This window comes from Henriciella sp., from assembly GCF_029936995.1.
Classification (GTDB): Bacteria; Pseudomonadota; Alphaproteobacteria; order Caulobacterales; family Hyphomonadaceae; genus Henriciella.
On the sequence record NZ_JAPYRE010000003.1, the window covers coordinates 354,173 to 366,780 of the forward strand.

Annotated in this window: 13 protein-coding genes; 11 read left to right on the top strand and 2 right to left on the bottom strand. The window is 55.5% G+C overall.

Annotated features, from left to right (window positions below):
• Positions 1–22: 22 nt before the first annotated feature.
• A complete protein-coding gene (hfq, locus tag Q1K31_RS08895) occupies positions 23–277 on the top strand; it encodes an RNA chaperone Hfq (RefSeq protein WP_300378893.1) in 255 nt (84 codons plus the stop codon).
• Entirely contained in the window at positions 274–1,605 is a 1,332-nt protein-coding gene (gene hflX, locus Q1K31_RS08900) for a GTPase HflX (RefSeq protein WP_300378895.1), read from the top strand. The genes hfq and hflX overlap by 4 nt, the downstream gene beginning before the upstream one ends.
• Positions 1,606–1,616: 11 nt before the next feature.
• Here the strand turns inward: hflX and tyrS are convergent, their stop codons facing one another.
• Positions 1,617–2,870, bottom strand: a complete 1,254-nt coding sequence (tyrS, locus tag Q1K31_RS08905; RefSeq protein ID WP_300378896.1) for a tyrosine--tRNA ligase — start codon at positions 2,868–2,870, stop codon at positions 1,617–1,619.
• A 52-nt stretch (positions 2,871–2,922) separates the two neighbouring features.
• Between tyrS and Q1K31_RS08910 the strand changes: the two genes are divergently transcribed.
• Positions 2,923–4,056: an anhydro-N-acetylmuramic acid kinase gene (locus Q1K31_RS08910; RefSeq protein ID WP_300378897.1), complete on the top strand. Its 1,134-nt coding sequence runs from the start codon at positions 2,923–2,925 to the stop codon at positions 4,054–4,056.
• Here Q1K31_RS08910 and Q1K31_RS08915 read toward each other — a convergent pair.
• Positions 4,053–4,814, bottom strand: a complete 762-nt coding sequence (locus Q1K31_RS08915) for an alpha/beta hydrolase (protein ID WP_300378898.1) — start codon at positions 4,812–4,814, stop codon at positions 4,053–4,055. The genes Q1K31_RS08910 and Q1K31_RS08915 overlap by 4 nt on opposite strands.
• Positions 4,815–4,933: 119 nt before the next feature.
• On the opposite strand from Q1K31_RS08915, the gene Q1K31_RS08920 reads away from it, so the two are divergent.
• The 8 genes from Q1K31_RS08920 (at position 4,934) to Q1K31_RS08955 (ending at position 12,592) form a co-directional block, all read left to right on the top strand.
• Positions 4,934–6,076 carry a cysteine desulfurase family protein gene (locus tag Q1K31_RS08920; RefSeq protein ID WP_300378899.1) on the top strand — a complete coding sequence of 381 codons (1,143 nt, stop codon included), beginning with the start codon at positions 4,934–4,936 and terminating at the stop codon, positions 6,074–6,076.
• Position 6,077: 1 nt separating this feature from the next.
• A complete protein-coding gene (gene sufB / locus Q1K31_RS08925; RefSeq protein WP_300378900.1) occupies positions 6,078–7,613 on the top strand; it encodes a Fe-S cluster assembly protein SufB in 1,536 nt (511 codons plus the stop codon).
• Positions 7,614–7,654: 41 nt separating this feature from the next.
• Positions 7,655–8,056 (top strand): nuclear transport factor 2 family protein, encoded by a 402-nt coding sequence (locus Q1K31_RS08930; protein WP_300378901.1) that lies wholly within the window; start codon positions 7,655–7,657, stop codon positions 8,054–8,056.
• A 305-nt stretch (positions 8,057–8,361) separates the two neighbouring features.
• Positions 8,362–8,898, top strand: coding sequence for a hypothetical protein (locus Q1K31_RS08935; protein WP_300378902.1), 537 nt, complete (start codon positions 8,362–8,364; stop codon positions 8,896–8,898).
• A 65-nt stretch (positions 8,899–8,963) separates the two neighbouring features.
• Positions 8,964–9,725 carry a Fe-S cluster assembly ATPase SufC gene (gene sufC / locus Q1K31_RS08940; RefSeq protein WP_300378903.1) on the top strand — a complete coding sequence of 254 codons (762 nt, stop codon included), beginning with the start codon at positions 8,964–8,966 and terminating at the stop codon, positions 9,723–9,725.
• Complete coding sequence (locus tag Q1K31_RS08945) at positions 9,722–10,963, top strand: SufD family Fe-S cluster assembly protein (RefSeq protein WP_300378904.1); 1,242 nt, start codon at positions 9,722–9,724, stop codon at positions 10,961–10,963. Before sufC ends, Q1K31_RS08945 begins: the two co-directional genes overlap by 4 nt.
• Positions 10,964–10,969: 6 nt before the next feature.
• Positions 10,970–12,187, top strand: coding sequence for a cysteine desulfurase (locus Q1K31_RS08950; RefSeq protein WP_300378905.1), 1,218 nt, complete (start codon positions 10,970–10,972; stop codon positions 12,185–12,187).
• 9 nt (positions 12,188–12,196) lie between these two features.
• Complete coding sequence (locus tag Q1K31_RS08955; RefSeq protein WP_300378906.1) at positions 12,197–12,592, top strand: SUF system Fe-S cluster assembly protein; 396 nt, start codon at positions 12,197–12,199, stop codon at positions 12,590–12,592.
• Positions 12,593–12,608 lie beyond the last annotated feature (16 nt).

Consider the following 12,608-nt stretch of genomic DNA (forward strand, 5'->3'; position numbering starts at 1 on the left):
GCATAGCGAACAGGCTGAGATCATGTCTTCAGATAAAAAACAAAACTTGCAGGACACGTTCCTGAATGCCGTACGAAAATCACGTACACCGCTGACGATTTTTCTCGTGAACGGTGTAAAGCTTCAGGGCGTTGTCACCTGGTTTGACAATTTCTGCGTCCTTTTGCGCGGCGATGGGCGGCCACCGCAACTTGTGTACAAGCACGCCATCTCGACCATTGCGCCAGGTGCTCCTGTGCAACTGTACGATGAGGACCAGGATTCGGAGTCTGATTGAGCGCAGAGCCGATTGACCGCACGCCGCCCCAGGACCGGGCCGGTGTAATCATTCCGTGGACACATCCCACGGAACGTCCTGACAGTGAGCGCCTTACGGAAACCGCCGGGCTGGTTGAGGCTCTTGGTTGCAACCTCGCTTTTCTCCGCGCAGAGCATGTTCGCAAACCCAGTGCATCCCACTTTCTGTCGGGCGGCATCATGGAACGATTTGCCAGTGACTTACACGCTGAGGGCTGTACGCTTTGCGTTGTTGATACTTCGCTCACGCCTGTCCAGCAGCGCAATCTCGAAAAGGCTCTGAAGTGCAAGGTCATCGACCGTACCGGGCTGATCCTTGAAATTTTTGGTCTTCGGGCGCGCACGAAGGAAGGCAAGCTCCAGGTTGAACTTGCCCGGTTGTCCTATGAGCGCTCGAGACTTGTAAGAACCTGGACCCACCTTGAGCGGCAAAGAGGTGGTGGCGGCTTCATGGGCGGGCCGGGTGAGACGCAGCTCGAGGCTGACCGCCGTATGCTTGATCGTCAGCTGGATTCCCTCAAGGCCAGCCTCGAAGAAGTCAAGCGGACACGCGGGCTTCAACGCTCCGGCCGCAAGGATGCCGGATTTCCGGTTGTTGCGCTGGTTGGCTATACCAATGCTGGGAAGTCTACGCTTTTCAACAGGCTCACCGGGGCCAATGTATTTGCCCGGGACATGCCGTTTGCGACGCTGGACCCGACAATACGCCGGTTCGAGCTCCCGAATTTCGGTGATGCGGCTCTCGTGGACACGGTGGGCTTCATTTCCGACTTGCCCACGCACCTGATTGAGAGTTTCCGGGCCACATTGGAAGAAACACTTGAAGCCGATCTGCTGATACATGTCAGGGATCGCTCAAGTCCTTTTGATGAAGACAGGAAGCAGGATGTTCTGAAGGTTCTCGGAACCTTGCAGGAAGAGACCGGCGAAGCGCTGCCTCCAATCATAGAGGCCTGGAACAAGTTCGACCTGCTCCCGGACGATATTCAGGAAACGTTGCGTCTCTCCGCGCGCTCAGGTCTCCCTGAAACTCCAGCCGTCGTGACGTCTGCATTAGGGGGTGAAGGAATAGAAGACCTGCTGGCGCTGATTGCCGACTCCATTCGTGAAGAGCTGGAGCAATATTCCCTTCTGCTCACGCCAAAAGACGGTGCAGCGCGGGCATGGCTTCACGAGCATGGCTCCGTCACAGGCGAAGAGTTTCTAAACGACGGCAATGTCCGCCTGACTGTGGGCCTGAGTGAGAAACACAAAGGGCGCTTTGATGCCTTGTTCAGTGCAATCCGCATGACTCATCTTCCGGCATGAAGATTCAGGCGTCAGACAGCCCTTATAAGGGCATGCCTCTTCTTGCCGGCTGATAGTTTGAGCGTCCCATCTTCATTCAGATCCGACTCGGTGATCTGGGCGTTCTGATCGTTCAACAGTTTATCATTCACCCTGGCTGCACCCTGCTTGATGAGACGCCTTGCTTCGCCGTTAGACTTTGAAAGGTTTGCAGCTTGGAATGCAGCCGCTGCGAGCATGCCGTTCACCAACTCAGCTCTGGGAATTTCAGTCGTCGGCATGGCTTCATCCGTTTGCCCGGAACCGAAAACTGCAGACGCGGCCCGTTCGGCTTCAGTTGCAGCATCCTTGCCGTGCATCAGGCTCGTCGCGGCATTGGCCAGTGCAATCTTGGCTGCATTGATTTCGGCCCCGTCGAGAGCTTCGAGTGTCTCGATCTCCTGTATAGGCAGGTCGGTGAACAGGCGCAGAAAGCGTCCGACATCGGCGTCTTCGGTGTTGCGCCAGAATTGCCAGTACTCGTAAGGCGATTTCCGGTCCGGGTTAAGCCAGACAGCGCCGTCAGCCGTCTTGCCCATCTTTCCGCCGGAGGCGGTTGTGATGAGATGCGCTGTCAGTCCGAAAACGTCGCCACTATCAGCCTTGTGTACGAGATCCACGCCGCCGAGAATATTCCCCCACTGGTCGGAACCACCGAGTTGCAGGCGACAGTTCTGGCGGCGGAAAAGCTCAAGAAAGTCGTAGGACTGGAGGAGGAGGTAATTGAATTCTAGGAACGTGTAGGGCTGCTCGTTTTCCAGGCGCCGCGCAACGGTTTCCTGTTTCACCATCGTATTGATCGTGAAGTGAACCCCAATATCGCGCAGAACTTCAATGTAACTGAGCTTGTCGAGCCAGTCTGCATTGTTGACAATAACCGCATCGGTTGGCCCGTCACCAAACTTCAGGAAGGGCTCAAAAGCCTTACGGATACCGGCAATATTGTCCGCGATCTGCTCGTTCGTGAGGAGTGGACGAGACTTTTCCTTGTCCGTTGGATCTCCGATCTTGGTCGTGCCGCCACCCATGAGCACGATCGGCTTACCACCGCATCTCTGCAGATGGCGTAGCATCATGATCTGCATGAGGTGACCGACATGGAGACTGTCAGCTGTAGCATCGAATCCGATATAGCCTATGGGTGTGCCGTTGGCGCAGTATGCATCAAGGGCATCACTATGCGTGATTTGCTTGGTGAAACCACGGTCTTCAAGTGTCTGAAGAAACACGGATTTGAACTGACCCATAAGCTCGACTCCCCTATCGGAAAGAGCGCAGCTAGCACGAGAGGGACAGAGATTGAACCAGTATAATGCTGAATTCGAGCCTGTATGGGCGGCTGGGTTCATGTCCGGCACATCGCTAGACGCGGTAGATGCGGCGCTGATCCTGACTGATGGGGTCGATGTTTTGGAATTTGGCCCGGTAGCGGAGCGCAAATACACGCCTGAGGAACGCAACATACTGAAGCAGGCCGTGTCGGCTGCGCGGCAATGGAACTGGTGGGAAGGGCCGGCTCCCGAACATGCTTTCGAAGCTGCTGAAGCGGTCCTTACAGAGACACATACCAGTGCCTGGGCGCAGCTGCTTGAGACCTGGCATGGCCCTGCACCTGCAATCGCCGGCATTCATGGCCAAACGGTGCTTCACCGGGCCCCGACAGCAAAAAGGGCAGGAGCCACGCTGCAACTGCTTGATGACAAGGCATTGCGCGCATCGCTGGAGACGCCGCTGGCTTATGACTTTCGCTCCAGGGATGTCGCTGAAGGCGGGCAGGGTGCTCCCTTGGCGCCTGCTTATCACTCAGCGCTCTTGCGAAGGCTGTCGCTTGGTAAAGGGGCGGCCGTTTTGAATCTCGGAGGTGTGGCCAACATCACATATCGCAAGAGCGATGGAAGCCTCTTCGCCTTCGATACAGGGCCGGCTAATGGCCCGATCGATGAATGGGTCGAGGGGCATGAGGCTGGTACCCACGATATGAACGGCGCTCTGGCTACAGCAGGCCGTGTGCATGACGGTGCGTTGAAACAGTGGATGGCGCATCCATGGTTTGACGAGGCCCCGCCGAAGAGCCTTGACCGTTTCGACTTCAATGCCAGCCTCGCACGGGGGCTTTCACTTGAGGATGGCGCTGCAACACTGACGGCTTTTTCCGCAGAAGCCGTCGCGCATGCTGTCAGAGGGCTGGAGGAACAACCAGCCCAGATCATAGTCTGTGGAGGTGGTCGTCATAACCCGCAACTCATTCGCGAGCTTAGATCACGTGTTCAGTGTGCAGTGATGACAGCAGAAGATGTTGGCTGGCTGGGTGACTCGATAGAAGCGCAGGCATTTGCCTTCCTGGCCGTGCGGACCCTGCGGAATCTTCCGATCAGCTGGCCGGGGACAACAAGTGTGGATCGCCCCCTCACCGGCGGACGGCTATTACCCTAGTTGTCCTCATCTTCATCGGAATCATCATCCTCGTCAGACTCCTCATCGGAGTGATCGGGGATGGCGGCCTGACCACGGATTTTCTTGGTTTCGGCTTCGGCGCGCATTTTCTGTTCGTCTTCGACAAGGCGACGATCGACATAAGCTTCACACTTGGAAATCAGGTCGTCCTGTTTGTCCTGGAAGAAGTGGTTGGCACCGGCAATTGAGTCCCGCTCAATGATCTCGCCCTTCTGGACACGGACTTTCGTCAGCGCCCGCTCAACATCTTTCGGGCTGGAAATCTTGTCATTTTCGCCAGAGATGATGAGGCCAGAAGCAGGGCATGGTGCCAGGAATGCCAAGTCATAGTGGTTGCATGGCGGGGCAATGGCCAGGAAGCCGTCAATCTCCGGCCGGCGCATCAAAAGCTGAAGCGTGATCCAGGCCCCGAAAGAGTAACCCGCGCACCATACGAAACGCGGGCTTTCGGTCAGGTTCTCCATGTAGTCGAGGACGTAAGCAGCGTCTTCCAACTCGCCGACACCCTGGTCATAGACGCCCTGCGAGCGCCCCACGCCACGGGTGTTGAAACGCAGCACACCGAAGCCGCGTCTTTCGAACATCTGGTACAGGCGGATCGCGATTGGATCCTGCATTGTTCCCCCAGCGCGCGGATGTGGGTGCAGGATCAATGCTATTGGCGCACCTTCCTGTGGAGGCTCTGTATAACGGGCTTCGATGCGGCCAGCCGGGCCCGGAATGATGAGTTCTGCCATGAGAGGCGCCTCTCTACGGTGTGGAAATCGATATTTTGAAGTGGGCGCTTTAGGCGAAAGCGGCAAGGAAATGCAAGTTTTTGTGTAAGCCCGCTGCGTGATATCATAAAGGGGAGCCCATGATCTACGCAGACTATAATGCAACTGCCCCTCTCAGGCCTGAAGCGCGCGATGCAATGCTCGCAGCCTTGGAGGTCGGAGCGAACCCTTCGAGCGTGCATGGCCCGGGACGTAAAGCCAGGAAGATTCTTGAAAAGGCCAGGAGCCAGCTTGCCACGGCCATAAGGGCAATTCCGCAGGATATCGTTTTTACCTCCGGCGGCACGGAATCGCTTTCTCTGGCCATTCATGGCGTCGTGCGAAAACTCGATTACGATTGCACGCTGCTCGTATCGGCAATCGAGCATGAGGCCGCGAGCAAGAATGCCGGCTATGCTGGTGCTAATCTGGAAACTGTTTATGCGACCGATGACGGGCAGGTTGATCTGGATGGCTTGAGACAACGGTTGGCAAAGTGGGACACGAAGGCGGCCGGCCTGCCAGTGTTGGTGCTTATGCTTGCCAATAATGAAACCGGTGTGATCCAGCCCGTCTCGGAAGCTGCAAGCTTGGTCCGGGAGGCTGGTGGGCTGGTCATTTGTGATGGCGTCCAGGGGCTTGGCAAGATACCCCTGAATGTCTCCATGCTCGGGGTCGATTACCTGGCGCTTTCGGCGCACAAGGCAGGTGGGCCTCAAGGGGCAGGCGCGTTGTGGATGCGCAGCGGCGCTCCCTTGCTGCCGACACTCTTTGGTGGCGGACAGGAACGTTCACTACGTTCGGGCACAGAAAATCTGTCAGGGATTGCCGGCTTCGGCGCTGCAGCAGAAGCCGCCGCAGGGGATATGGAAACCATGCGTACAATTGGGTGGTATCGCGACCGTATGGAAGCCAGGCTCGTGTCAGAAGCTGGCGTGACGATTTTCGGGCGCAAGGCACCACGACTGCCTAATACTTCCAATTTCGCGTATAATGGTTTCAAAGCTGAGACCCAGGTCATGGCAATGGATCTTGCAGGAGTGGCCGTATCTTCAGGTTCTGCCTGCTCAAGCGGCAAGGTGAAAAGATCCATTGTGCTGTCTGCGATGGGGGCCTCGGACGCCCTTGCGGAATGTGCAATACGCACCAGCTATGGGTGGAGGAGTGAAGAAACAGATTTCGAGCATACGGCGGAGGCCTGGCTCGAGGCACTCCGGCGCCGCAATATGAAGGAGACAGCCTGACATGGCTGATGATGTGAAGGTCAAGGAAGGCATTGATGCCGGTACAGTCGCTGCAGCTAAAGCGCTGCAATCGGAGAATTACTCGGCCGGCTTCCAGACCGACATTGAAACAGAATATGCTCCCAAAGGCCTCAATGAGGAGGTCATCGCCTTTATTTCTGACAAGAAGGGCGAACCCTCATGGATGCTGGACTGGCGTCTGAAGGCGTTTGAGCGCTGGAAAACGATGACTGAGCCGGGCTGGGCTAAAGTTCAGTACGAGCAGATCGATTATCAGGACTTATATTATTATGCGGCGCCAAAGCGCGGGGCCAAATACGAGTCCATTGACGACGTGCCGAAGGAAATTCTCGACACCTATGAAAAACTGGGCATCCCGCTCCGCGAGGCGGAAGTGCTTCTCGGTGTTGAAGGCGCTGCTGAGACAGCAGCAGAGGCCCGGGGCGGTGCTACCAGCTCGAAAGTTGCAGTCGATGCCGTATTCGACTCGGTTTCAGTGGCCACGACTTTTCGCAAGGAACTCGAAAAGGCCGGCGTGATTTTCATGTCCATTTCGGAGGCCCTGCGCGAGCATCCTGAGCTTGTAAAAAAGTATCTTGGATCGGTTGTGCCGCAATCGGACAATTTTTTCGCCACTCTCAATAGTGCTGTCTTCTCGGACGGGACGTTCGTCTACGTGCCAGAAGGGGTGCGCTGCCCGATGGAATTGTCGACCTATTTCCGGATGAATGCCGAGAATACAGGTCAGTTCGAGCGCACGCTTATTGTTGCGGATAAAGGAGCCTATGTCTCCTATCTTGAAGGCTGTACGGCCCCGATGCGGGATGAAAACCAGCTTCACGCTGCTGTCGTCGAACTCGTGGCACTGGAAGATGCCGAGATCAAATATTCGACTGTCCAGAACTGGTGGCCGGGCGATGAAAATGGCAAGGGCGGCATCTACAATTTCGTGACCAAACGTGGCGATTGTCGTGGGGCACGTTCGAAGATCAGCTGGACACAGGTTGAGACGGGCTCTGCGGTGACCTGGAAGTATCCTTCCTGCATCCTGCGCGGTGATGACAGTACAGGAGAGTTTTACTCGATCGCTGTCACCAACGGACATCAGATGGCTGATACTGGCACAAAGATGATCCACCTTGGCAAGCGCACGCGCTCGCGCATCATATCGAAGGGAATTTCGGCTGGACGCTCCGATAACACTTATCGTGGTCTGGTGTCGGTAAACAAGAATGCCGAAAAGGCCCGTAATTTTACCCAGTGCGACTCACTGCTTATCGGCGGGGATTGTGGGGCACACACCGTCCCTTATGTCGAGAACCGTCGTGCGGATGCTCAGCTTGAGCATGAGGCCACAACCACAAAGCTCTCAGATGATCAGCTCTTTTATGCCCGCCAGCGTGGACTGGGTGAAGAAGAGGCTGTCGCCTTGCTCGTGAACGGGTTTGTGCGTGACGTAATGCAGAAGCTTCCCATGGAGTTTGCAGTTGAGGCGCAGAACCTTCTGGAGGTCAGTCTTGAGGGAAGTGTCGGCTAGATAGCCACATATCAACTCACAGTATACGAAGGTAAGTGCATATGGGCAGAAAGGCATTTCAGGATTGGCTTTTTGCCTATGGGGCCGCTTGGGAGGCTCTCGATCCTGACGCGTACCTGCCGCTTTTCACTGACACTGCAGAATATCACTGGGCCCCCTTTGAGGCACCAAAAAGTGGTCATGAAGAAATCCGTAGCGCCTTGAAAGAAGCGATGTCTCGACAAGAGGCGCCCCAGTTCTCGTACAAGCTGATAACTGTTGAGGGCGAAACTGGCTGGGCCGAGTGGGCCTGCAGGTTCACCCGCAAGGGCACAGATGACCCTGTGCGAATTGAGGGAATCCTCAAGGCTGTGTTCGAGCAGGGCAAATGTTGCGAGTTTCGTGAATGGTGGCATGTGCTTGAGCCCGGACAGGGCGACTTGATGCGCGATTTCGACGCGTAACCTCTCCAGGAGGGCACTAATTTTCCGAAAGGCGGATTTCCCGGCTCACTTCAGTGAACGGTATGCGGTTTGCTTCGGTACGATATGATGTTGCTGTAACAGATTGATTCCCGAGGCTTGCGATGGCGCGCTCATGGCTCATTTTTTTATTTCTGGTTTGTGGCTGTGCCGCGAATACGGCGCCCCCAGAGTCATACTGGATACCTTATGATGGCTATGGATCTGGCGCGCAGACGGTATCTGCGTCCTATGCGGTTCAGCGTCAGACGCCGGCAACAGGAGAGACATACAGCACTGCGATCCAGGTGGCAGGTATTCAGCCAGCATTGGATGAGTTCCTCTCTCCGGCAGGAAACAGTCTCATTCTCCTGCCCAACAGGTTGGACAAGTCGAAGCTCGATTTCTCACTAGAGAGTCTGGATGAGATGGATGCCTGGCTGCGCGATATTCACACAATCAATCGGCTCCAGGCCGAAGAAGGAAAAGCGGGAGAGTCGCTCATCAGCGATGGACGTGGCGATAATTCGGTCATGTTTGCAGGGCTGTATCTTGGCGAGGTTATCAGAGCCAATTCGGATATGGACTGGCGTTGGGAACGTTTTGACCGATTTATCTCTGACAATCCCTATTTTACCGAGCACTATGGTTATGAGCCGGGGCTGGATTCATTTGTACTGGTCGGCCCCCAGGGGGTCGCGACACCCATAAACACGGCGTTGAAGCGTGTCCTTTTCGGTCAGGAAGAGAATTTGCACTTCATAGGCTCCTTTCTTGTCAGTCCAGTCGACCTTGAAGCGGCCACTTCAGGTTATGATTTCTATGGTCTGGACAGGATTCGCTGAGATTCCTGACCTGCTGCGGCAATAACGGGCTTTGAAAAGCTGTCTGTACTCTCTACATCCGCGTCATGTTGCAATTGAACGATCTTTCCGCCCGCGTAGGCGAGGGCGACGAAGCAAAGTCCATCCTTGATGGGCTTTCTCTCGAAGTGCCGCTTGGCGAAGTCCATGCGATCATGGGGCCCAATGGGGCGGGCAAATCGACGCTGGCCTATCTGCTGACCGGTCGTGATGGTTACGAAGTATCGGACGGTACCGCCACTCTGGAAGGTGATGACCTGCTGGATATGGAGCCGGAGGAGCGCGCAGCAAAAGGTGTGTTTCTATCCTTCCAGTACCCGGTTGAAATCCCTGGCGTGCCCGTAATGACATTCGTACGCGCGGCGATGAATGCCCAGCGCAAAGCGCGGGGCGAGGAGGAGATTTCCGCTCCGGAGTTTATCAAGAAGGCGCGGGAAGTCAGTGCCAAATTGAAGATCGATTCCGAAATGCTCAAGCGCCCCGTTAATGTCGGATTTTCCGGGGGTGAGAAGAAGCGGCTCGAAATTTTCCAGATGATGATGATTGAACCGCGGTTTGCGATTCTCGACGAAACAGACTCCGGGCTGGATATCGATGCGCTGAAAACTGTTTCAGATGGCGTGAACGCGCTTCGCAGCCCTGACCGGGGCATGCTTGTGATTACGCACTATCAGCGTCTTCTTGATCACATCCGCCCGGACAAGGTCCATGTGCTGGCGAAAGGGCGCATCATAAAAACTGGTGGACCTGAACTAGCGCAGCAACTCGAGCGGGAAGGCTATGATGGCATCCTGGGAGAGCCAGCTTGACGACTAAAGAGCTCAACACGCGTATTGACGAACCTACACGGGCCGAGAGCCAGTTGATCGAGCGCTTTGCTGGACTGCCGGAAGACAGTCATCGCGCACGAGCATTTGAAGTTTTTGAGCGGACCGGCCTGCCGCACCGTCGACTCGAGCAGTGGAAATGGAGTGATTTCCGCGCTGGTCTTAAGTCCTTGAGCGAACCTGAGCAGCGGTCCACGATCAGCTTGTCTCCCTCAGACGATGCGGCAGTCCTGCACTTTGATGGCGTGCGGTGGCATGTGCCTGAAGAGTTGCCCGATGGTCTGAATGTGTTTGAAAAAACAGAAGGTCAGTCCCTTGGTAATGTGAATGCCTTGCCCATGGCGGCGCTTGCAGCTGGATTGACCGGGCAGGATGAGCGCATCGACGTCCTGCAGGTTGAGATCACAAAGCCTGTTGATAGGCCAATTTTTCTCGATTTTTCCTACACCAGCGCGAAAATGGCGTTCGGGCGCATTGCTTTTGTGGTGCGTGAGGGAGCCAGCGTCGACGTGATCGAGAATCATACTGGTGGGGCCGGACTGAGTTCGACAATCACAGAATTCGGTTTACAGAAAGGTGCTCGCGCCACGCGTACGCTTTTGCAAACCGGAAGTAGGCAAGAGGCAACGGCTATTACAGCGTCAGTGAACCTGGCGGCCGAAGCACAGTATGAGCAGACTGCGCTGGCATTCGGTGCGCAGCTGGCGCGTATCGAGACATGGCTTTCCTACACGGGTGAGGAGGCGTCGGCTTCCCTGAACGCGGCGTACTTGCCAGCCAAAGGCTATCATGTGGATTTTACCAGCAATGTTCTGCACGGCGCTGAAAGCTGCGTGACGCGACAATTGACCAAAGGTGCGGTGCCGGAAGGTGGGCGCGGTGTTTTTCAGGGCAAGTTCCATGTTCCGCGTACTGTCGGTCAATACACTGATGCCGATATGCAGCACCAAGCATTGCTGCTGGATAATGGCGCCGAAATTTTTGCCAAGCCTGAACTCGAAATATACGCCGATGATGTTGAGTGCGCACATGGCAACACATCTGGCCAGCTTGATGAAACCGCGCTGTTCTATATGCGGCAGAGGGGTATTCCGCTGGCAGATGCACGCGCACTGCTCACAGAAGCCTTCATTGCCGAAGCGCTTGAGTCGGCAAATGTGTCAGTAAGAGAGGCCTTGCTTGAAGCCTCGCGCGATTTCCTGCGGCGTCAGAACCAGTAGATACTCATGTCCCTTGATATCGATGCCATACGCTCGGAATTCCCGATCCTTCGCTGTGAGGTGAATGGGCGCCAGCTTGTGTACCTGGATAATGCCGCGAGCGCTCAGAAACCTGATGCGGTCCTTGATCGTATGAGCGAGCAAGGCAAAACAGCGTATGCGAATGTCCACCGGGGGTTGCATACGCTCGCGAATGAGACAACCGCCGCCTATGAGGGGGCACGAGGTATTGTGCAGGAATTCCTCAATGCGCCTCATCCCGAGAACATCATCTTCACCAAAGGCGGTACCGAGGCCGTTAACCTGGTTTCAGCTGGTCTCGCTCAGGAAATACAGCCTGGTGACGAAATTGTGCTATCCGTAATGGAGCACCACTCCAATATCGTGCCCTGGCATTTTTTGCGGGAGCGGTATGGCGCTGTATTGAAGTGGGTCCCTGTTCTCGAGGATGGTGCGCTCGACATGGCCGCGTATGCGGACGCACTTGGTCCAAAGACGAAGCTCGTCGCCATGACGCACATGTCGAATGTCCTTGGTACTGTGACGGACGCCAAACAGCTTGTGCAACTTGCACATGACGCCGGTGCGCAGATTCTCCTGGATGGCTGCCAGGCCGGTGTTCACCTTGACGTCGACGTCGAGGAACTCGGTTGCGACTTTTATGTCCTTACCGGACACAAAATGTACGGGCCGACCGGAATTGGCGCATTGTTTGGTACGTCAGAAGCTCTTGCCCGGCTTTCACCCTATCAGGGTGGCGGTGAAATGATCGAGACTGTTGAGCGTGACCGTGTCACTTACAATGAAGCGCCACATAAATTCGAAGCAGGTACCCCACCCATCCTGCAGGCGATTGGTCTTGGGGAGGCTATCAGTTGGCTGAACCGTTTTGACGCGGCAGCTATCAGGGCGCACGAGCAAAGCGTTTATCAGCGCGCTTTTGAGCAGTTGTCTGATGTCAATGGTATCCGGGTTCATGGTCAGGCTGAAGGGAAGGGGCCTGTCCTGTCTTTCAGCCTTGAGGGCGTCCATCCGCATGATATTGCGCAGCTTGTTGATATGCATGGAATAGCAATACGCGCAGGACACCATTGTGCTCAGCCCCTGATGTCCCATCTAGGTGTTAGTGCGACTGCACGTGCGAGCTTTGGTGTTTACAATACACATGATGAGGCTGACGCCTTCATCGAGGCTCTCTACAAAGCGCGTTCGATGCTGCTATAAAGGACCGATATGGCCGACGACATGCAACTTCGTGACACGGTGGATGTGGATGCAGAGTCCACAAACACTGAAGAGACATCCAAAATTCCGCAGGATGAACTGAACCGGCTAACAGATGACCTGATTGCGGCCTTCAAGTCAGTTTTCGACCCTGAGATTCCTGTCGATATCTATGAGCTTGGCCTCATTTACAAAGTCGATATTGATGACAACAGAAATGTCGATGTGGATATGACGCTGACGGCTCCAGGGTGTCCTGTGGCTGGCGACATGCCTGGTTGGGTAGAAAATGCCGCTCGCGGTGTGGAAGGCGTCGAGGACGTCGAAGTGCGCCTGACGTTTGACCCGCCGTGGGATCCTTCTCGGATGTCAGATGAAGCGCGGCTCGCGCTGAACATGCTCTAGTTGACAGACCTCTCAA